We start from the raw sequence: 20,930 nt of genomic DNA on the forward strand, positions 1-20,930 counted from the left end.
ATACGAGGGCACGTGACGGGGGCTTCGTAAGTCAGGAGTTTGAAGACCTGGCGCTTACCAACTGCGGTCGGCTAGATTACGGTTCTGTTATTCGGCGGTCTTATGCCAGACGCGCTGTGGCAGAGGGGACGGGCGGCGATGCATCGCGACGCCTGGATAACAAAACTGTAATCCGCGAGTCAGTGCTCCGACAGCTCGAATGACAAGAATGGGAAGCGTGGTTCAGGCCACTCATTTCTTGCTCATATCCGGAGAGACATCATGAAACTGCTTACCGCTATTGCCGTCGCCGCCCTCAGCCTGCCGTTCGGAGCGAATGCCTTTGCTCAAACTACTTCGTCAGGAGTGACGCATGCCGAAGTGATGGCGCAGTTGCAACAGGCACAGGCCGAAGGGCTGGTGCCCACGCGAAGCAGCGACTATCCGCCGTCGGACGCCACGATTGCGCGAAACCGTGAGATCTACGCGATCCAGCACGGCACAGATCGCGCGACTGAGATGGCAACGGCAGGCGGGGCAGCCGTGCAAGCCGAGCCGGCGTCGAATTGAGTTCAGGTTGGATTGCCGACGACCCCGGCGGCGGCCCAGTCCACCGCCGTGTCGAACAGGCTCACGCCCGCGGGCGACAGATTGCCGAGGGTGTCGTTGTTCAAGAAAGAACATCACCCGCCGTGCCGGCCATGACCTGCCGTTGGCACTGGATCGATCGATCCAGTGTGTCTGTAAATGAGAATTATTCGCATAATAGCATGTCAAAAAGGGGCAAGGAAATGCGGGGTGGGTAGGGAGACGGGCGATCGGTGGGGTCCGCCGGTGCGGTTAGGCGGATGTGGGCAGCGGTTCTGGTTGGTTTTGTGCGCAAGTTTTGCAGAGGGCGGCGCGGGGCGTTGGCGACTGCCATGGCTCGATGCCAGCGGCGCCCGTAAGGACGCGCCCGGCCCGAGGAACGTCCACTGAGCCGGGTGCGCGTTCGGTGACGAGCGGTCGCGGCTGCGTGCGCGGGTCGCGCCGGTAATGACCGCCACGCCGAGCAGAATGACCGCCACGATTTCGATCGTGTGTTGAGCGACGTGCAGGGTCATCAATCCCCACGACACGCCGCCAATCAGAATGATCCAGCCGGCCAGATAAATGAGCAGGGTCATCATTGTTCTCCTCGTTCGATTCGACGGATGGCCCCGATAGCGTCTCGTGGAAAGCGCGACCGGATGCCCCGATTGATCCGCTGAAATCGCGCGACTTTGATGATCGGCCGGAGGTCGGCGAGTCAAAGGCAAGCGATCAACGGGTCTATCGAGACGCAGGTTCCGTGCCCGACTCGGCTTTGATAGGGCGCAGGGTGGCACGGCGCGCGCGTCAAGGCCAAGGCTGATGCGGGTTCCACACCGCCGGTGCTCGGTTCGCCCCCTGCGGTGTTTGTAGTCCTCGCGCTCCGTTGCGCGCGTTGATGCGCCAGCGCCGGGCGCTGCGAGCGCGGCAAGCCTTCACCGCGATGCGTCCGGTTTCGCGAAGCGCTCGCGCAGACGTTCGATCGCGCGGGCCGCGCAGTTGGATACGGGCCATTCCGACCGATGGATCAGCCACAGCGTATCGACCACGGGCGAGCCGCATTCGACCACCGCGATCTCGTCCTGCCTGGGAAACGCGGTGCGCGCGTAGCGCGGAATCACCGTGAAGCCCAACCCGTGCGCCACCGGTTCGAGGATCAGCCCGATCTGGTTGCTGAAGCCCTGGCGGCGCAGCGTATGAATGCCGGGGTTGCCCGGAAAGCGCCGGCTCAGCAAGCGGCTCGCCATCGCCTGGCCGTCCGGGTGGTCGATGAAGCCGAGCCGTTCGAGATCGGACCACTCATGGACGTCGGCTTGCGCGGCGGGCACCACCAGTTCGAGCGGCTCTTCGGTGAAATGGCTGGCGCTCAGCCGCGCGTCGTCCGGTTTGAGCGTGACGAGCCCGAGTTCGTACTGGTTTTGCAGCACGGCGGCCAGCACTTCAGAATCGGGTGCGAAACGGTGGCGCACCACCCAGCCGGGATGCGCCTGCTGCAACGCGAGCAGCATCGGATATAGCGTGAGCCCGATGCTGCCCGGACTGATCAGGCTGATCTCGCCGGATTCCGCGTCCTCTCCGCTAAGACGCAGCCGTAGGCGCTGGTCGGCCAGATCCATCTCGGCGCAATAGGCGAGCAGAGCGTTGCCGGCCGGTGTCAGCTCCAACTGGCGGGGGCGGCGGATCACCAGCAGACCCAACTCGTTCTCCAGATGCCGCAGATGCTGGCTGACCGCCGCCTGTGTCAATTCCAGGCGCTCGGCGGCGCGTGTGAAGCTGCCTAACTCGGCCAGCGTGGTGAACGTGCGCAGCCACTGCGGATTGAGCATAACGATAATTTATTGAGTCAATAATCTGGACGTGGTTTTAATTATAGCGACGAGGCCTTAGTCTTGTGACCCGGATGTCGAAGGAATCGCGGCGCGGAACGTCGCGGCCGGCGGCAAGCAGCGGATGCCGGTGCGCGAATATCTTCCGGCCGAGAAACCGTACCGGATGGTCTACATGGAAGACCCGTTCGGCAACATCCTCGAGATTTACAGCCATAGCTACGAGCTGACCTACTCGGCCGGCGCGTACCAGTGAGCGCTTCGGCACCGACACCTGCACCGGCAGTTTCCGGGCAGGCCGCTGGTTGCCGTCGAATCATTCCTCACCGGATCACCTGAAACACCATTGGAAAACACGAATGTCAACACTGTTCTCACCCTTCCGGCTCAAAGACGTCGAACTGCGCAACCGCATCGCCGTTCCCCCGATGTGCCAGTACAGCGCCGTCGACGGCCTGACCAACGCGTGGCATCAGACGCACTACGGCAGCATTGCGCGCGGCGGCGCGGGTCTCGTGATCGTCGAGGCGACGGCGGTGTCGCCGGAAGGGCGCATCACGCCTGGCTGCACCGGCTTGTGGAACGATGCGCAAGCGGAAGGCATGGCGCGAATCGCCGCATCGATCAAGGCGGCCGGCTCGGTCCCCGGGATCCAGATCGCGCACGCGGGCCGCAAGGCGAGCGCCAACCGCCCGTGGGAAGGCGACGACCACATCGCAGCGGACGATCCGCACGGTTGGGACACGCTGTCGCCGTCGGCGCTGGCATTCGGCGCGAATCTGCCCAAGGTGCCGAAGGCGATGACGCTCGACGACATCGCCCGCGTCAAGGCGGACTTTGTGGCCGCCGCCCGGCGCGCACGCGATGCCGGCTTCGAATGGCTCGAACTGCATTTTGCGCACGGCTATCTGGCGCAGAGCTTTTTCTCGGTCCACGCGAACCAGCGCGACGACCGATACGGCGGCGACCTGGCGGGCCGCAGCCGCTTCCTGCTGGAAACGCTCGACGCGGTGCGTGAAGTGTGGCCGGAGAACCTGCCGCTGACCGCGCGCTTCGGCGTGATCGAATACGACGGGCGCGATGACGAGACGCTCGCGGAATCCATCGAGCTGACCCAGGCGTTTCGTCGCGGCGGTCTCGACATGCTGAGCGTGAGTGTCGGGTTTTCGACGCCGCAGGCGAGCATTCCGTGGGGCCCTGCGTTTCTTGCGCCGATCGCGGAACGGGTGCGACGCGAAGCCGGTTTGCCGGTGTCGTCGGCATGGGGGATCGACTCGCCGGCAATCTGCGAGCGCACCGTCGCCAGCGGGCAACTCGATCTGGTGATGGTCGGACGCGCGCATCTGGCCGACCCGCACTGGCCGTATCACGCCGCGTTGAATCTGAAGGCGGAGCGGCCGTCGTGGGTGTTGCCCGCGCCATACGCGCATTGGCTTGAACGTTACGCGGTGGCGCAGTGACGCCGGGCGTTGCGCGTCGCGATGGCGATGCGCGGCGCCGTTGCATGAATGATGAAACGGAAGGTCAGCGTCCCGAAGTCGGCCCGAGGCGCGCCGCGATAGTCCGGCAAGCCGCCAGCAAGGGCTCGATATAACGCGTTTGTGCATCAGCCTGCCTACGGAACGTCGGCATGCTGATGCTCACGCAGCCCACCGCGCGTCCGTCGACGCCGCGAATCGCCGCGCCGTAGCAGGAGATCGAGACTTCGTTTTCTTCGCGGTCCTCGGCGTAGCCGCGCTGAGCGGTGGCGTTCACTTCGTTGCGGACCTCGTTGAGCGTGGTGAGCGTGTGTTCGGTGAAGCGCACGAGCGGCGCGTCTTTGAGCAGCGCTTCGCGTTCGGCCTCGCCGAGCGTCGCAAGATACGCCTTGCCGACCGAACTCGACGTGAGCGACACGCGCGTGCCGATGCGCGAGGCCATGCGCACCGCGTGCGGACTTTCGAGCTTTTCGATGTACACCATCTCGCCCTGGCTCGGCACGGCCAGGTGAATCGTCTCCGAGGTGATGTTGCGCAGTTCCATCAAGGCGTCGACGGCCGCGAGGCGCAAGTCAGAACGCTCCCAGCTGCGGCTTGCCAGATTGACGAGGCGCGGGCCGAGCCCGAACGTGTTGCCCGCGCCCGTGCCGACGATCAGCCCTTCGGCCTGCAACGCGGCGACGATGCGGTGAACCGTGGGGCGCGGATAGCCGCTCGCCGCGCTCAGCTTCGCGACATTGGGCGGCGTCTCCGCGTCGGCGATCAGTTGCAATACGGCGATGAATTTGGAGAACGCGGCGGCGCCGGCAACGGTCTTGGCATCGGCGGCGCCGGTGTGGGAGGACGGCTTGGAATCGGTGGTCGACATCAGGCGAGGGTAGGGCACGGTTGAGCAATTATGCCCTGTATGTTCTCCGGCCCGGAAGCTGCCAGGATGTCATCGGTTCAGTGCCGACGCGTCACGCGACCAGATAGCCGCCGTCGACCGGCACGATCGCGCCCGTCATGAACGAAGCCGCCGGCGTGCAGAGAAACGCCGCGACCTGCGCGACTTCGTCAGGCGTGCCCCAGCGGCGCATCGGCGTGCGCTCCAGAATGGCTTGCGAGCGGCCGTCGTCGTCCTGCAACGCCTGGGTCAGCGGCGTCGCGATCCAGCCCGGCGCGATCGCGTTGACGCGAATGTCGTCGGCGGCATAAGCGAGCGCCAGCGACTTGGTCAGTTGCGCGACCGCCCCTTTGCTCGCGCTGTAGGCGGGCACCAACCCGCCGCCGAAGAAACTCAGCATCGACGCCGTATTCACGATGCAGCCCGAGGACGCCTTCAGCAATTCGCGCGCGGCCGAGCACACGCGCATCGTGCCGTTCAGGTTGATGTCCATCACGCGTTCGAACACCTCGATCCGATGTTCCTCGACGCGGCTGATCACGCCCGCGCAATTCACCACGATGTCGAGCCGTTCGAACGCCCGCAACGCGGCGGCGACGTCGTCGCCCGAACGCACATCCAGCGTGACGCGCTGGATCGCGGGGTCGAGCGTATCCGGCGCGCCCTCGGGCAGCGGCAGACCTGCCGCGACCGTTTTCGCGCCGAGCCGCGCGAGCTGATTCGCGATCGCCGCGCCGATGCCGGAGAAGCCGCCGGTGACGAACGCGGCCTTGCCTTCGAATACATGATTCTGGAATGTCATGTGAGTCAGCAGCGAGTGCTCAGGTTGGTTGGGTTTTGATGGCGTCGGGCAGCGGCGCGGGCGCCACTTCCTTCACGACGAACAGATAGACGAACGCGGCCGCGAACGCGACGCCCGCGCTGATCAGCAGCGCATTGACGAACGAATGCGTCTGGTCGACGACGATGCCGGTGATCACCGGCGCAAACGAGCCGCCCAGATAGCCGCCGAAGTTCTGCATGCTGCCGAGCGAGGCCACGAGATGGCGCGGCGCCGCGACGCTGACCAGTGCCCAGGCAGTGCCGCTCGACATATTCACGAAGAACATCGCGCAAGACACATAGACGATCGCGAGCGTGGTGCTCGGCGTGTACGCGGCGGGCACCGTGAACGCCGCCGCGCCGATAAGACCGATGCAAAGCGGCCACTTGCGACTGCGGATCGGCGCCATGCCGCGCTTGAGCAGGTAGTCGGCGATCAGGCCGCTGCTCAGCATCCCGATGGTGCCGAAGATGTACGGAATCGATACGAGCCAGCCGGTGTGCGCGATGCTCAGATGACGCTCGTTCTCCAGATAGCCGGGCAGCCACGTGAGGTACAGCCACACCATGTAGATCACGCCCATGAAGCCGAAGATCATCCCCCACGTGTTGCGCAGCTTGAAGAGCGCGCCCCATTCGGCAAAGCTCAGACCCTTCGGACGGTCCGCGACCTTCTGCATGCCTTCGTCCAGGTGCGCGGTCTCGGTGTCGGTGAGCGCGACTTCATCGCGATTGCGGTAGACCACGTACCAGCCGATCGCCACCAGAACGCCGAGCACGCCCATGATGATGAACATGGCTCGCCATCCGAAGCCCAGCATCAGCACGGTGAGCAGCGGCGGGGCGATCATCGGCGCGATGGTCGACGACGAGATGAAGGTGCCGGTCGGGCGGCCGCGCTCGCGCACCGCGAACCATTCGTTGACCACCTTCGCGCCCGCCGGGAACAGCGGCGCTTCGGCTACGCCGAGCACGACGCGCGCGGCGAGGAAATGATTGAGCGTCTGGATGAAGCCGCCCGCGACCTGCGCGAGCGACCACAGGAGCATGCCGAGCCCCAGCATCACGCGCGAGCCGAAACGGTCGAGCAGCGCACCCACCGGCAACTGCGCGAACGCATACGACAGCGAAAACGCCGACAGCAGCAGCCCCATCTGCGATGCCGACAGATGCAGCTCCTGGCTCACCAGATGATTGGCGATCGACAGCGTGCTGCGGTCGAGATAGTTGACGATGCCCGCGACCGTCAGAAAGACGACGGCGACCACCTGGATGCGTTTCAGACGCTGTGACTTCTGAAGCATGTTTGTCTCCTGCGCAAGTGACTTGCTGGATGATTGGAATAGTGCGGGTACATAGGCGAAGCAACGACGATGCAACCACGATTCAGGCGCATCAGTAAGTCGCCCGTCCGCCGGACAGATCGAAAATCGCGCCGGTGCTGAACGAACAGGAATCCGAACAAAGCCACAAGGCCAACTGCGCGACTTCTTCCGTCGTGCCGAGGCGTCCCATCGGGCTCTTGCCGATCATCGTCTGCACGTGGGACGGCGACATTTGCGCGAGCAGCGAGGTTTCCACCGCGGCGGGCGCGATTCCGTTCACGAGGATGCCGGTCTGCGCCAGTTCCTTGCCGAGCGATTTGGTCATGGCGATCACGCCGGCCTTTGCCGCGCTGTAGGCTGACGCGTTCGGCGTGCCTTCCTTGCCGGCCAGCGACGCGACATTGACGATGCGCCCGGCGTTCGCGCGGCGCATCGCCGGCACGACAAAGCGGCTCACGTGATAGGTGCCGACGAGGTTCACGTCGATCACGCGCTGCCATTCGAGAGGATCGTATTCGTCGAGCGGCAGCGTGGGGCCCGCGAAACCCGCGTTGTTCACCAGGTAGTCGATGCGGCCGTACGTATCAAGCGTCGCCGCGAGCGCGGCTTCGATCGACTCGGGCCGTGTGATGTCCACCGCGAAGTGGCGCGGTGTGTCCGCCGCATCGGATGTGTTCTGCGCGCCGGGCACGCGGTCCCAGTTGACCGCCGACGCGCCGTTGCGCGTGAACGCATCGCAGACCGCACGGCCGATGCCGCCGGCCGCGCCCGTCACGACCGCGACGCGCCCGGAGAAATCGTATCGGGCGAGGGTTGCCGGCGCGCTCATCGGATGAACTGGTCCACGTAGTCTTCACCGAGGCCGACCGCCGCGTAGTGCTTGCGGCACATGTCGATCTTGGTGAACACGTCCTCGTAGCCAGTGTAGTTGCCGTACGGGTCGCAATAGAACATCACCCCGTTCACCTGGAAGTACGTGATCATTTCCTCGACGTCGTCGGGCACGTAGAGCGTGTGCGTTTCGCCGGGCGGCTCGTACACGTAGCTGCCTTCGGTGGCTTCCCAGTCGTGCTCCAGATAACGCCAGCGGCCCTTGAGCACCATCCCGTGCACGCTTTGCGGATGACGGTGGCGGCTCAGCACGCCGGACTTGCGAACCCGCAGCAGGTTCATCCAGTAGCCTTGCGACGCGTTCAGGCACAGCGGGCGAAACGACACGTTTTCGGCCTGCGGGACCCACACGCGCTCATCGGTCGGGATCGCGAAGGGAACGACGATCTCCTGCTGCGCTTCCTTCGGGAACGGCAACTGGTACGGCGTCATGGGGGAATGGTTAGCCTCGGGCATGGGAGTTCTCTCTGAAATGTCCATATTGTGGATATATAGTCCACGATATGGCTATTATCGGAACGCCCTTGGGCGAGGTCAAGCCTGGGGAAATCACTTAAGAGGCGTCGAAGGCGACCGGTCTTCAGGCCCTTCGAAGGTCTTCCGAAAGGCGGCCGTGAGCAGTTCCACAAGGCGCGAGCACACGCCCGTCAACCCTGCCGCGCCCTCGCATCGCGGCGCGAACCGGGGCCGGCATGGACCGCGGGATCGCTCACCATCTTTAAGCTTCCTTTAAGTGGAGCCCACTACATTACGCTTCCTTCCTGTAACCCACCGTAACATCTCCAACTTATGACCATCAAGAAATATTGGCGCGGCAGCGCTGCCGTCTGCGTCGCGCTCGCGGCCGCCGGTACGTATGCGATCAGCCATCGCGAAGCCGATGCGTCGGTCAGTGATGCTCATGGCCAGATCACCGCTCCCGGCGCATCGTCAGGCATCACCGGCACGCGCTCTTCGGCGCCGGATTTCTCCAGCATCGTTACGCACTACGGCCCCGCGGTCGTGCATATCGACGCGAAGCAGGCCGCTTCCCGCGACGAAAACGGCGAAGGTGGACGCGGTGGCGAAGCGCTGGGCTCGGGCTTCATCATCAGTCAGGACGGCTACGTTCTGACCAACAACCACGTCGTCGAAGGCGCGGACAAGGTGACCGTGAAGCTGATGGACGGCCGTGAATTCCACGCCCGGGTGGTCGGCACGGACAAGACCTCCGACGTCGCCGTGCTGAAGATCGAAGCATCGAATCTGCCGACCGTGAAGATCGGCAACCCCGCCGACAGCAAGGTCGGCGAATGGGTGGTGGCGATCGGCTCGCCGTACGGTTTCGACAACACGGTGACGTCCGGCATCATCAGCGCGAAGGCGCGGCAAATGTCCGACGACAGCCCGATCCCCTTCATTCAGACCGACGTGCCGGTCAATCCCGGCAACTCGGGCGGCCCGCTGTTCAATCTGAACGGCGAAGTCATCGGCATCAACTCGATGATCTATTCACGCACGGGCGGCTTTCAGGGGCTGTCGTTCGCGATCCCGATCGACGCGGCAATGCACGTGAAAGACCAACTCGTGCGAACCGGTCATGTGAGCCGCGGCCGCATCGGCGTGGGCGTGCAGCCGGTTACGGCGGAGCAGGCCAAGCAGTTCGGCCTCGACTCGACGCATGGCGCGCTGGTTGGTTCGGTCGATCCGAGCGGCCCGGCACAGGCGGCCGGCTTGCGCGAAGGCGATGTGATCGTCGGCGTGAACGGCACGCGGATTGCCAGTACGACGGAACTGATGGCGCAGGTCTCGCAACTCCCGCCGGGCAGCACCGCGACGGTCAACGTGTGGCGCGACGGCGCCGAGCGCAAGCTGTCGGTCACGGTCGGCGCGCAGTCGCCGCAGATCGCCTCTGCTTCGCCGCGCGCGCGGCAACAGCAGCCGGAGCAGGCGCGTCCGCGTCTGGGCGTTGCAGTGCGCCCGCTCACCGACGACGAGCGCCAGGAAGCGTCGCTGCCGGGCGGCGTGGTCGTGCAGCAGGCCAGCGGTCCGGCCGCCGCGGCGGGCATTGAGGCTGGCGACATCATCGTTGCAGTGGACGGCCATGTGATTCGCGGCGTCGAACAGCTTCGACAGTTGATTGCGCAGGCGGACGACAGCGTTTCCGTCACCGTGGTGCGCGATGGTGAAGAAGCGTCGGTGAACGTGACGCTCGGCTGATCTGCTGGCGGCATATCAACGAGCAGTACAGCGAAGGGCGGCACTGTGCGCATCGGGGTGCGCACAGTGTCTTAGTTGGACTGCTGGTTCCCATCCCCTTGCGGCGCATCCGGCCCATCCGGCCCACCGCCCAGCGCGACGTAAAGCGACACACCGTTCTGAAGCGCGGTCGCACGAAGCTGAATGAGCTGCTGCTCGGCGGCAAACAGATTGCGCCGCGCATCCACCACTTCCAGATAGATCGAAATCCCGTTTTCGTAACGCAGCTCGGCGGTCTCCGCGAGCTGCCGTTGCGCTTCTACAGCCTGTTCCTGCGCGGCAATCTGTTCCTTGTAGCGCTGCCGTCCGATCAATGCATCGGACACCTCACGAAAAGCTGTCTGCACCGTGCGCTGATAATCGGCGACCAGTTCGTCGCGCCGTGCGCGCGCCTGCGAGAGCTGAGCCTGGCGTTGACCGGCATCGAAAATCGGCATGGCGAGCAAGGCGCCGAACGACCACGCCTGGCTGCCGGGCACGAACAGGTCGTTCAATTCGGCAGACACATAACCGAAACTCCCCGTCAGCGCGATGCGCGGAAAGAAGTCAGCGCGCGCCGCGCCGATATCCGCGTCGGCGGCGCGCAGTTGCTGTTCGGCCAGCAAAATATCGGGCCGATTGACGAGCAGCGCGGACGGCAGCCCGGGGTCCAACTCGTTGAACTGTTTGGCGTCGGCAATTGGCGACGCCTGCGGCAACGCATCGTTTAGCGGACCACCCACCAGCACCTCCAGTTGATTGTGCTGCTGCGCGGTCGTTCTTTGCAGCTCCGCCAACTGGGTCTGCGCCTGGGTCACGAGAATCGCGGCCTGCTCGTAATCGACCATCGACGTCACGCCGGCGTCCAGACGATCCTTCGCGACATCGAGCGCATACCGGCGGCTCGCGAGCGTCCGCTCGGCAAGCTCGATGCCTTCTTCGCCGGAACCGATCGCATAGTAACTTGCCGCGACATTGCCGATCAGCGACAGACGGAACGCGCGCTGCGCCTCGACGGTCGCCAGATATCTGAGGCGCGCGGCCTCGCTCATGTTGCGCACGCGCCCCCAGAAGTCCAGCTCGAACGTGCTCACCGCCGCCTGAACGTTGTACTGGTTGAATTGAATCGACGGGCCGCTGTCGCCGAGCTCCGGCTCGATCGAGCCGAGCGGCGCCTTGGTGCGGGTCGCACCGGCGTTCACGTTCACCTGCGGGAAGCGCTGCGCGTTCTGGATGCGATAGAACGCGCGCGCCTGTTCGATGCGCGCCACCGACGCCGCGAGGTCGCGGTTGCGTTCGAGCGCCGTCGTGATCAGCAGCTTCAATTGCGGATCGGCGAAAAATGTTTGCCAGTCGACCTCGGCGGCAAGACGTGAGACTGGCGCGCCTGGCGAGGCGGCCACCGTCGACGTGTCGAAGTGTCCGGCGATCGGCAACTCGGGCTGGCGGTAGGTCGGTGCGAAATTGCACGCCGCGAGCGAGCAGCAAACGAGCGGAATCAGCAGGCGCTTACGCATCATGCCGTCCTCCGCCTGGTTCGCCATTGGCGGGCGTGGGCGACGGGTTGGGTGAGCGCGCTGAGAGCGGCGGCCCGTCCTGATCGTCCACATCACTCTGGCGTTTCTTGCGGCTCAGCCAGCGGCGCGCGGCCACGTAGAACAGCGGCGTGAAAAACACGCCGAACAGCGTCGCGGTCAACATGCTGCCCATCACGCCGGTGCCGACTGCGCGCCGGCTCGCCGCGCCCGCGCCGGCGGCGAGCACGAGCGGCATCATGCCGAGCACGAAGGTGACGCTGGTCATCAGAATCGGGCGCAGGCGCTGCTGCGCGCCGTTCTTCGCGGCGGTGATGGCGTCGCTGCCCTCGGACTCCTCCTTGATCGCGAACTCGACGATCAGGATCGCGTTCTTCGCCGCGAGCCCGATGATGGTCACGAGCCCGATGTTGAAGTAGACGTCCGCCGAGAGGCCGCGCAGCATCGTCAGCACCACTGCGCCAATCACGCCGAACGGGATGATCAGCAGCACCGCCGCCGGAATTGCCCAGCTTTCGTACAACGCGGCCAGCAGCAGGAACACGACCACCAGCGACAGTCCGAGCAGCAGGCCGATCTGTCCGCCGGCCTGTTTCTCCTCGAAGGCCGTACCGGTCCATTCGTACGTGAAATTGCCGGTCAGCACGTGCGACGCAATGCGTTCCATCTCGGCGATCGCCGCGCCGCTCGAGCGGCCCGCGGCGGCCTGGCCCGACAGGGTCGCGGACGGGAAGCCGTTGTAGCGTTCGAGCTGTTGCGGACCGGAGATCCAGCGAACGCGGCTGAACGCCGAAAACGGCACCATCTCGTTCCGGTTGTTGCGAAGCCTCAGCGCGCTCACGTCTTCGGCTCTCATCCGATGCTCGGCGTCCGCCTGCAGGATGACGCGCAGCACGTTGCCTTCGAACACGAAGTCGTTCACATAGTTCGCGCCGAACGACAGCGCCAGCGCCTGGTTCACCTGACCGATCTGCAGGCCCAGCGCGCGTGCCTTGATGCGGTCGATCTCCACGTACAGTTGCGGCGCCTCGGGCATGCCCTCGGAACGCACGCCCGCGAGCACGCTGCTTTGCGACGCCTCGATCATCATGCGCCGCGCGGCCTGTTGCAGCGCCTCGCCGCCCACGCCGCTGCGATCCTGGATCTTCATCGTGAAGCCGGTCGCATTGCCGAGCGACGGGATAGCCGGTGGATCGAGCGCGAAGATGGTCGCCTCGGGAATCTGCCGGAACGCGCCATTAGCGCGGCGCACCAGCGCGCTCGCGGAGTTCTCCTCGCCGGGGCGCTCGTTCCACGGCTTCAGGTCGACGAAGGACAGCGCCGCCGATTGTCCCTGACCGAAGAAGCTGAAGCCCGTCACCGACGCGACGTTGCGCACTTGCGGCTGTGTCTGCAGGAATGCTTCGACCTGGCGGATCGCCTGCTGCGTGCGTTGCTCGGTGGAACCGGGCGCGCCGGTGTAGGTGATGAACAGATGCCCCTGGTCCTCGGTCGGCAGAAAGCCGCCAGGCAAACGCACGAACAGATAAGCGGTGATCACGCAGGCGATCACGAACACGAGCAGCCAGCGCAGCGGCGCGCCCAGCATCGCGTCGACACCGCGAATATAGCGGTCGGTGCCTGCGCCGAGTCCACGGTTGAAGCCGTCGAACACGCGGTGCAGCAGCTTTGCGGCGCGCGACCTCGAAGCGGCGCTTTCCGTCGTTTCATTGCGCAGCAGCGCGGCGCACAACGCTGCGCCGAGCGTGAGCGCAAGCAGCGTGGAGAGCAGAATCGACACGGCCAGCGTGACCGAGAATTGCCGGTAGATGCCGCCCGTCGAGCCGGGGAAAAACGCCATCGGAATGAACACCGCGACCAGCACCAGCGTGCTCGCGATCACCGCTCCGGAAATCTGGCCGACCGCCTTCACGGTCGCGCGCGGCGCGCTGAGTCCTTCTTCGCGCATGATGCGCGCGACGTTCTCGACGACCACGATCGCATCGTCGTTGAGAATGCCGATCGCCACCACCATGCCGAACAGCGACAGGATGTTGATCGACAGGCCGAACAGATAGAGCCCCGCGCAGGTGCCGATCAGCGCGACCGGCACGACGATCGTCGGAATCAGCGTGGCGCGCCAGTCCTGCAGGAACAGGAACACCACCACCGTGACGAGCAGCAGCGCTTCGATCATCGTGCGCACCACGCCGTGCACGGACGTGGTGATGAACGGCGTGGTGTCGAACGGCACGGTCCAGGTCACGCCGCGCGGGAAGATCGGCTGCAGTTCGGCCATGCGCTGGCGCACATGGTTGGCCACGGCCAGCGCGTTCGCGCCGCTCGCCAACTGGATCGCGATGCCAGCCGCTTCCTTGCCGTTCACGGTGAGCCGGTTGCCGTAGCTGTCGTTGCCGAGCTCGACCCGCGCGACATCGCCAAGCCGCACGGTCGAGCCGTCTGGATTCGCGTGCACGATGATTTCGCGGAACTGCTCCGGGGTCGAGAAGCGGCTTTGCGTGACGATCTGCGCGGTGAATTCGGAGTGGTCGGCGTTGGGCTGGTCGCCGAGCCCGCCGCCGGCGGTCTGACTGTTCTGCTCCTGCACCGCCGCGAACACCTCGCTCGCCGACAGCCCGAAGCCCGCGAGCTTGCCGGGATCGAGCCAGATCCGCATCGCGTACGACGAGCCGAACAGCTGCACGTCGCCGATCCCGTCGATGCGGCGCAACTCGTTGACGATGTTGTTGGACGCGAAGTTGCCCATCGCCGTCGCGTTGGTGGAGCCGTCGGCGTTCTGCAGCGCGAGCAGCATCAGGAAGCCCGACGACGCTTTGGTCACGCGCACGCCGAGCTGCCGGACTTCGAGCGGCAGGCGCGGCTCGACCCGGCTCAGGCGGTCCTGAACCTGGGTGCGCGCGATGTCGAGATTGGTGCCCGGTTTGAGCACCACCGTGATCTGCGCGGTGCCGTTCGAGCGGCTGACCGACGACATGTAAAGAAAATTCTCGATGCCGTTCATCTCGTCTTCGATGATCGAGGTCACGGTCCGCTCGAGCGTGCGCGCGTCAGCGCCGCTGAAGTTCGCGGAAATGCTCAGCGAAGGCGGCGCGACGTCGGGATACTGTTCGACCGGCAGAAGCGCCACGGCCAGGCCGCCGAACAGCAGCGTGAAGAGTGCGATGACCCACGCGAAGACCGGACGGGAAACGAAGAATCGATTCATCGGGCGCCCGTCAGCGCGTGGCCGACGCCGGCGCCGGCGGCGCGGCCGGCACGGGGCGGGCATCGACGCGCTGGCCCGGCTGAACCTTCTGCCAGCCGTCGACGATCAGGCGCTCGCCGGGCTTGAGCCCGTCGCGTACGGTCCAGCGTCCTTCGCCTTGCTCGCCGAGCGCGATGTTGCGGTGGACTACGGTGCCGTCGTCAGCGACGAGCGCCACGCTGGCGACGCCGTTATCGAGCTGCACCGCGCGTTCGGGAATCCGGATGCCTTGCAGGTTGCCCGCCGCGATGATGCGTCCGCGCACGAACTGCCCCGGCAACAGCGTGCGCGACGGGTTGGCGAATTGGGCCCGCACCGTCTGCGTGCCGGTTGAAGGATCGACGACCAGATCGGCGAAGTCGACGAAGCCACGCTCGCCGTACACCTGGCCGTTGGCGAGTAGCAACTCGACCTCGACGTGCTTCATGTCGACCGCCTGGCGGGTGCCCGACTGGATCTGCTGCTCGACATCGAGCATCGCGGTGTTCGACTGCGTGAACACCGCGTTGATCGGCGAGAGCTGATTGACCTGCGCGAGCAGCGTTGCCGCGCCGGCGCTGACGAGCGCGCCTTCGGTGACTTGCGCGCGGCCCACGCGTCCGGCAATCGGCGTGCGGACGATGCAGCGTTCGAGCCGCAGCTTCGCGAGCGTAACGGCCGCCTGCGCATCGGCGACGCTTGCGTCGGCCTGCTGCATCGTCGCGAGCGCGGCGTCGTATTCCTGCGCGCTGACGGCGTGACGGCCGACCAGTGGCTTGAAGCGCTCCACCACCGACGCCGAGTTGTCGCGCAGCGCGGTGGCTCGCGCAAGCGCGGCCTGCGCCTGCTGCAACTGAGCGCGATAGTCTCGCGGATCGATCTGGAACAGCGGCGAGCCAGCCGGCAGGTCTTTGCCTTCCTGATAGAGCGTGCGTTCGACGATGCCATCGACCCGCGCGCGGATCTCCGCGGAGCGGACCGCCTCGATCCGGCCAGGCAGTTCAACGACATCCGGAACAGCCGACGTGGTGAGCGTTTCGACCAGCACCGGAACCGGCGGCATGGCCGCAGCCGGCGCACTCTGCTTGTCGCCGCACGCGGCAAGCACGAGCGGCAAACCAAGAATCAAAATGGATACGGCACGACTACACAAGCTGGACACGGAGCAGGGCAAGAGAAACTCCTCAATGAAGGCATTCTTTTATCGCGCTTCAGTTCGGCTGGATTCTTACGGTCTTATTGCCTTACGGGTCATGCGGGGGTCATGCCGGGGTCTTGCTGTCTTGCTGTCTTGCAGTGTTGCTTCTCAGTGTTGCAGTCTTATGGTTGTGTGATGTGATGGTCTGGCGGTTTTATGGCCGGCGGCCTTTGACATTTTCTGAACCGCGCCGTTGCAAGCGGCGCATAACGCGCGTGCAGTCCAACTGCCATTGCGTGAACGCGCATTGCAATCAAAGCCATGTGTGCCATGCGCTCGCTCACTGAAGTAAAGACCGGCACGCTCAGTGCGATTTTTCAGTAAGGTATTTGCATTCAAACAACTGACGCGACACTGTACAACTGGCGGAAAAAACTCCCGTTGATCTTACAACCTTTGCATTGCTTGTCAAACTTGCGCGCGCCATTGCAAAACATGTCGATGCGAGGCGGGCCGCGGGCGAACAAAGTCTAATGCAGATGGCGGCTGTTCGGTGTGTCAACCGTGATCGCTATCAGAAGGAATGTGCGCGAATGGCCGTTGCGCGATTGGTTTGTGGCGTTAGTGAATTGAACAGAAACCAATCAATATAATCAGGATTGCGACGATCCGGAAAAGCGGATCGGCTCGCGGCTGTCTCGTGAACAGCTATGCGTGAGTCACACGCTACCTAGCCTTGATTGGCAACAAAGCCCAGGTGTCGGGATATACCTTCGCAGGATTTGCGCAACGCAGTCGCGACGCTTCCATCCCATTTCGAATCGAACGACGCCGCGGGTCCCATTACCGTAATCGCCAGCACGATATTGCCCGTCGCATCGAATACCGGTGCGCTGAACGCGTTGATCCCCGGAATCGGATCGCCGATCGTACGCGCGATCCCACGCCGACGGTTCTCGATCAGTTCGGCATCGAAGTCGCTCTTCGAGCGTTTTTTGTCTTCGTGCAATGCGAGCCGCGCCGCGTCGCTCGCCAGGAAGTTTTCGACCATCTTCGGCGGAAGGTAGCTGGCGAAGAGCCGGCCTGTCGCCGTATTGCGCACCGACATCACCGCACCCACGCGCAGGTTCACGTGCATCGGCACCGGCTCGACCATTTGCACGATGGTCGGCCCCAGGTTGCCCCACACTGCGACGGCCACGCTCTGTTCGGTCGACGCGGCCAGCGCGCTGATCACCGGCGCCGCCTCGCGCACCGGGTCGAGCTGATACAGCTTCGCGAGGCCAATCTGCAACGCGAGCGGTCCTAGCGCATACAGACCGGTGGCGGGCTCCTGCGTGACGAATCCCACCTTTACGAAACTGACCAGATATGGATGTGCCTTGCCCACCGAGATACCCGCTTCACGAGCGAGATCGCGCAACGGCATGGGCTTCAGATGGTTCGCGAGCGCGACCAGCAAGGTGCTGCCGATCTCGATCGACTGGATGCCACGGCGAGGTTTAGCGTCCACGGGGAGCGGTATGAGGAGAGTCGGCAGGGCCGAATTGTAGCACCCGGTTTCGCGCGTTCCGTCGTCACCGGTCTGCGGGCATGTCGTGGTTTTCGATAATATCGAATGCATTGACTATTATCAGATGCACACCTAGACTCGATTCAACGCTGCAGCAGTGCGCCAGAAGTCACGCGTCAGGCGTGCGAGGCAAGCTGCAAGCCCTGAAGACAAGGCATTCGAGGAGACACGATGGCCGCGGACACTCACACCTGCGACGTTCTGGTGATTGGCACCGGGGCATCGGGCATGGCTGCCGCGATCACGGCTGCGTCGCGCGGACTGGACGTGCTGATGATCGAAAAGGAAGCGCGCATCGGCGGCACCACCGCGCGCTCGGGCGGCTGGCTATGGATTCCCGGCACGTCGCTCGCGACGGCGCAAGGCATCCACGAGCCGGCGGGCGAGGCCGCCACCTATCTTCGACACGAAGCCGGAACGCACTACGACGCGCGGCGAGTCGACGCGTTCCTGCGCTTCGGCCCGCAGGCCGTGCGCTTTTTTACGGAACACACCGCCGTGCAGTTCGACATGCCGGCCGTGTTTCCCGACTATCACGCGGAAGCGCCGGGCGGCCGCCCAGGCGGCCGTTCGATGGTGACCCGCCCGTTCGACGGACGGGAACTCGGCGAGCACATCGGCGAGCTGGCGCCGCCGCTGCCCGACTTGACCGTGTTCGGGATGATGCTCGGCTCGGGCAAGGAAATCTGGCACTTCATGCGGATGTTCCGTTCGCTCAAGTCCTTTGCCTATGTCACGCGCAGGCTGGCCCGCTACGCGTTGGACGTGCTGCGCCACGGCCGCGGCATGACGCTGACCAATGGCAACGCGCTGGCCGGGCGTCTCTATCGCTCGGTGCTCGATTTGAAGATTCCCGTGTGGCGCTCGACCGTGGCCCGCGAGTTGATCGTCGAAGCGGGACGCGTTGCCGGTGCGTTCGTCGAGCGCGATGGCGCGAGCGTCGAGATTCGCGCGAGGCGCGGCCTCGTGCTCGCGTGCGGCGGCTTCCCGCACGATATCGAAAGGCGTGCGCAACTGTTCCCGCATGCGCCGGATGGCAGCGCGCACTTCAGCCCGTCGCCCATGGGCAATACCGGCGACGGCCTGCGCCTCGCCGAAGCGGTCGGCGGCTGGGTCGATCCGACCATCCCGCATGCCGCCGCATGGGTACCGGCTTCGGTTACGCAACGCGCTGACGGTACGCGTGGCGTGATGCCGCATTTCATCGATCGCGCCAAACCCGGCGTGATCGCGGTGACCCGGCACGGCAAGCGAACGAAAGCGACTCATATCACGACTTCGTCCAGGCGATGGTCGCGGCCTGCAGGAACGACGGCGATCGCGACGTCATGGCCTGGTTGCTATGCGACCACAAGACCTTGCGCACCTATGGCCTCGGCTGTGTGCCGCCCGCGCCGATGCCGCTCGGCCGCCATCTGCGTAGCGGTTATCTGCAACGCGCGCAGAGCATCGGCGCGCTGGCGAAAGCGCTGGGTATCGCGCCAGCTGTGCTCGAGGAGACGGTGGCGAAGTTCAACCGCCCGGCGCGCGAAGGCAACGATCCGCAGTTCGGCAAGGGCAGCAAGGCCTACAACCGCTATCAGGGCGACGCCATGCATGACGGCGCGAACCCGTGTATCGCTCCGCTGGAGCGCGGCCCCTATTACGCGATCCGGCTCGTGGTCGGCGACATCGGCACGTTCGCCGGACTCTCGACCGACAGCGCCGCCCAGGTGCTGGACCGGCAAGGCCAGCCGATCGCCGGGCTGTACGCCGTTGGCAATGACATGGCCAGCATCATGGGCGGCAATTATCCGGGCGCCGGCATCACGCTGGGCCCGGCCCTGACATTCGGCTACATCGCGGGCAGGCGGCTTGCCGGCGATCGCATGAACGATTGCCCCGACGCGAACGAGTTCGCGAGGACCGCGCCGGACAGCGCGGAAGCTTCTGCCGCCGAGGAATTCTGAAGAGAGAAAGGACGCCGTCAGAGCGTCCCTGTTTATCGCACCGCACCGCACCCGCCGTCGCGCTATGCGACGGCCATCATTGAGGAGACAACCCCGATGTCCGCACCCATTCCCGCCCCGGCGCTTGCCGTCAGCCATGCCAGTCCTGCCGCAGACGGGAGCGCCGACGCGTTGTACCGGCGCGTTTCGCTGCGCATCGTTCCGTTCCTGTTCATCTGCTACATCGTGTCGATTCTCGACCGCAGCAATATCGGTTTCGCGCAGTTGCAGATGAAACAGGATCTCGGCATCACGGACCCCATGTATAGCCTCGGCGCCGTCCTGTTCTTCGTCGGCTATGTGCTGTTCGAAGTGCCGAGCAATCTGCTATTGCGCAAGTTCGGCGCGCGCCGCACCTTCGCGCGGATCATGCTGTTGTGGGGCGCGGTGTCGATTGCGATGATCACCGTTGCCAGCGCCCGGCATTTCTATGTGCTGCGCTTTCTGCTCGGTGTGTTCGAAGCGGGGTTCTTTCCGGGCGTCGTGCTGTATCTGACCTTCTGGTTCCCCGCGAAACGCCGCGCGGCTGTGCTGTCGATCTTTTACGCGGGCGTTGCCGTAGCCGGCATGGTGGGCGGCCTGCTGTCCGGCTGGATCATGCGCGGCATGGCCGGCGTCTTCAACCTGCACGGCTGGCAATGGATGTTCGCGATCGAAGGCGCGCCCGCGGTGCTGCTCGGCGTAATTGCATGGTTCTGGCTCAGCGACCGTCCCGAAGAGGCCACCTGGCTCTCGAACACGGACCGCCAACGCCTCGCCGACGATCTCGCCGCCGAAGCCCGTGTCGCACCCGTGCACGCCGGACACTCGCTGGGCGCCGCGCTGCGCAACCCGAGCACCTATCTGTTCTCGTTCATCTATTTCTCGCTGACCTCGGCGCTGTTGATGCTGCTGTTCTGGATGCCGTTGATGATCCGCGAGTTCGGCATTCAGGACGTCGTGCACATCAGCCTGCTGTCGATCATTCCGAACGCGATCGGCGCGGTGGGCGTGATTCTGATCGCGCGCCATTCGGACCGCAAGGCGGAGCGGCGCTGGCATTTCGCCGTGTGCGTGGGCGGCGCGGCGATCACGCTGCTGCTGATGACGCTGCACTTCAACAGCCTGTCGATCATGCTGGGCCTGCTGTCGCTGGCCGCGCTGCTGATTTTCTCCGCGCATCCGGTGTTCTGGGCGGTGCCGTCCACGTACTTCTCGGGCGCGGGCGCGGCAGGGGCGATTGCGTTGATCAGCAGCATCGGCGTGTCGAGCGGGATGATCAGTCCGTGGGTCATCGGCCAGATCCGCACGCATACCGGCAGCATGGACGGCGCCATGTACATGCTCGCCGCGCTGCTGGTGGCGTGCGGCGTTGCGATGATTCTCGGCGTGAAGGCGCGGGCCTCGGCAAGCTGACGAGCGCGGCGTCATGGCGGCGCACGGTCAGCTTTTCGGCCAGCCGAATGCCTCGATGCTATCGACCGGTTGCGCGACCCATGC

The 20,930-nt window shown here is 64.9% G+C and carries 16 protein-coding genes and 1 pseudogene; 6 read left to right on the plus strand and 11 right to left on the minus strand.

Annotated elements, in window-relative coordinates; translation table 11 throughout:
- Positions 1-261: 261 nt before the first annotated feature.
- Positions 262-549, plus strand: a complete 288-nt coding sequence (locus P0D89_RS12450; RefSeq protein WP_408361421.1) for a DUF4148 domain-containing protein — start codon at positions 262-264, stop codon at positions 547-549.
- Positions 550-752: 203 nt separating this feature from the next.
- Here the strand turns inward: P0D89_RS12450 and P0D89_RS12455 are convergent, their stop codons facing one another.
- Both P0D89_RS12455 and P0D89_RS12460 read right to left on the minus strand, forming a co-directional pair.
- Complete coding sequence (locus tag P0D89_RS12455; protein WP_408376735.1) at positions 753-1,148, minus strand: hypothetical protein; 396 nt, start codon at positions 1,146-1,148, stop codon at positions 753-755.
- 336 nt (positions 1,149-1,484) lie between these two features.
- A complete protein-coding gene (locus P0D89_RS12460; protein ID WP_408376629.1) occupies positions 1,485-2,375 on the minus strand; it encodes a LysR family transcriptional regulator in 891 nt (296 codons plus the stop codon).
- A 130-nt stretch (positions 2,376-2,505) separates the two neighbouring features.
- On the opposite strand from P0D89_RS12460, the gene P0D89_RS12465 reads away from it, so the two are divergent.
- Together P0D89_RS12465 and P0D89_RS12470 are read left to right on the plus strand one after the other, a co-directional pair.
- The gene (locus P0D89_RS12465; RefSeq protein WP_408361418.1) at positions 2,506-2,631 is read left to right on the plus strand and encodes a VOC family protein; all 126 of its coding nucleotides are present in this window, start codon (positions 2,506-2,508) and stop codon (positions 2,629-2,631) included.
- Between the two features lie 103 nt (positions 2,632-2,734).
- On the plus strand, positions 2,735-3,835 hold the full coding sequence (locus tag P0D89_RS12470) for an NADH:flavin oxidoreductase/NADH oxidase (protein WP_408361417.1): 1,101 nt from the start codon (positions 2,735-2,737) through the stop codon (positions 3,833-3,835).
- A 64-nt stretch (positions 3,836-3,899) separates the two neighbouring features.
- On the opposite strand, the gene P0D89_RS12475 is transcribed toward P0D89_RS12470, so the two are convergent.
- The 5 genes from P0D89_RS12475 to P0D89_RS12495 form a co-directional block, all read right to left on the minus strand.
- A complete protein-coding gene (locus tag P0D89_RS12475; RefSeq protein ID WP_408361426.1) occupies positions 3,900-4,721 on the minus strand; it encodes an IclR family transcriptional regulator in 822 nt (273 codons plus the stop codon).
- A 91-nt stretch (positions 4,722-4,812) separates the two neighbouring features.
- Positions 4,813-5,541 carry an SDR family NAD(P)-dependent oxidoreductase gene (locus tag P0D89_RS12480; RefSeq protein WP_408376630.1) on the minus strand — a complete coding sequence of 243 codons (729 nt, stop codon included), beginning with the start codon at positions 5,539-5,541 and terminating at the stop codon, positions 4,813-4,815.
- Between the two features lie 19 nt (positions 5,542-5,560).
- Positions 5,561-6,865, minus strand: coding sequence for an MFS transporter (locus tag P0D89_RS12485; protein WP_408376631.1), 1,305 nt, complete (start codon positions 6,863-6,865; stop codon positions 5,561-5,563).
- Between the two features lie 91 nt (positions 6,866-6,956).
- Positions 6,957-7,715 (minus strand): SDR family oxidoreductase, encoded by a 759-nt coding sequence (locus P0D89_RS12490; RefSeq protein ID WP_408376632.1) that lies wholly within the window; start codon positions 7,713-7,715, stop codon positions 6,957-6,959.
- The gene (locus P0D89_RS12495; RefSeq protein ID WP_149669455.1) at positions 7,712-8,233 is read right to left on the minus strand and encodes a 2,4'-dihydroxyacetophenone dioxygenase family protein; all 522 of its coding nucleotides are present in this window, start codon (positions 8,231-8,233) and stop codon (positions 7,712-7,714) included. The genes P0D89_RS12490 and P0D89_RS12495 overlap by 4 nt, the downstream gene beginning before the upstream one ends.
- A 333-nt stretch (positions 8,234-8,566) precedes the next feature.
- Here P0D89_RS12495 and P0D89_RS12500 point away from each other — a divergent pair, with 333 nt between their 5' ends.
- Positions 8,567-9,976, plus strand: coding sequence for a trypsin-like peptidase domain-containing protein (locus tag P0D89_RS12500; protein WP_408376633.1), 1,410 nt, complete (start codon positions 8,567-8,569; stop codon positions 9,974-9,976).
- 71 nt (positions 9,977-10,047) lie between these two features.
- Here the strand turns inward: P0D89_RS12500 and P0D89_RS12505 are convergent, their stop codons facing one another.
- The 4 genes from P0D89_RS12505 to P0D89_RS12520 form a co-directional block, all read right to left on the minus strand.
- Positions 10,048-11,514 (minus strand): efflux transporter outer membrane subunit, encoded by a 1,467-nt coding sequence (locus tag P0D89_RS12505; RefSeq protein ID WP_408376634.1) that lies wholly within the window; start codon positions 11,512-11,514, stop codon positions 10,048-10,050.
- Positions 11,504-14,734 (minus strand): multidrug efflux RND transporter permease subunit, encoded by a 3,231-nt coding sequence (locus P0D89_RS12510; RefSeq protein WP_408376635.1) that lies wholly within the window; start codon positions 14,732-14,734, stop codon positions 11,504-11,506. The genes P0D89_RS12505 and P0D89_RS12510 overlap by 11 nt, the downstream gene beginning before the upstream one ends.
- Positions 14,735-14,744: 10 nt before the next feature.
- Positions 14,745-15,926, minus strand: a complete 1,182-nt coding sequence (locus P0D89_RS12515) for an efflux RND transporter periplasmic adaptor subunit (protein ID WP_408376636.1) — start codon at positions 15,924-15,926, stop codon at positions 14,745-14,747.
- Between the two features lie 694 nt (positions 15,927-16,620).
- Entirely contained in the window at positions 16,621-17,403 is a 783-nt protein-coding gene (locus P0D89_RS12520) for an IclR family transcriptional regulator (RefSeq protein WP_408361409.1), read from the minus strand.
- Positions 17,404-17,634: 231 nt separating this feature from the next.
- Between P0D89_RS12520 and P0D89_RS12525 the strand changes: the two are divergent.
- Together P0D89_RS12525 and P0D89_RS12530 are read left to right on the plus strand one after the other, a co-directional pair.
- A pseudogene (locus tag P0D89_RS12525) lies at positions 17,635-19,412 on the plus strand (FAD-dependent oxidoreductase).
- 96 nt (positions 19,413-19,508) lie between these two features.
- Complete coding sequence (locus P0D89_RS12530) at positions 19,509-20,846, plus strand: MFS transporter (RefSeq protein WP_408376637.1); 1,338 nt, start codon at positions 19,509-19,511, stop codon at positions 20,844-20,846.
- Positions 20,847-20,930 lie beyond the last annotated feature (84 nt).

The sequence above is a fragment of the Paraburkholderia sp. RL18-085-BIA-A genome (assembly GCF_046027075.1).
Classification (GTDB): Bacteria; Pseudomonadota; Gammaproteobacteria; order Burkholderiales; family Burkholderiaceae; genus Paraburkholderia.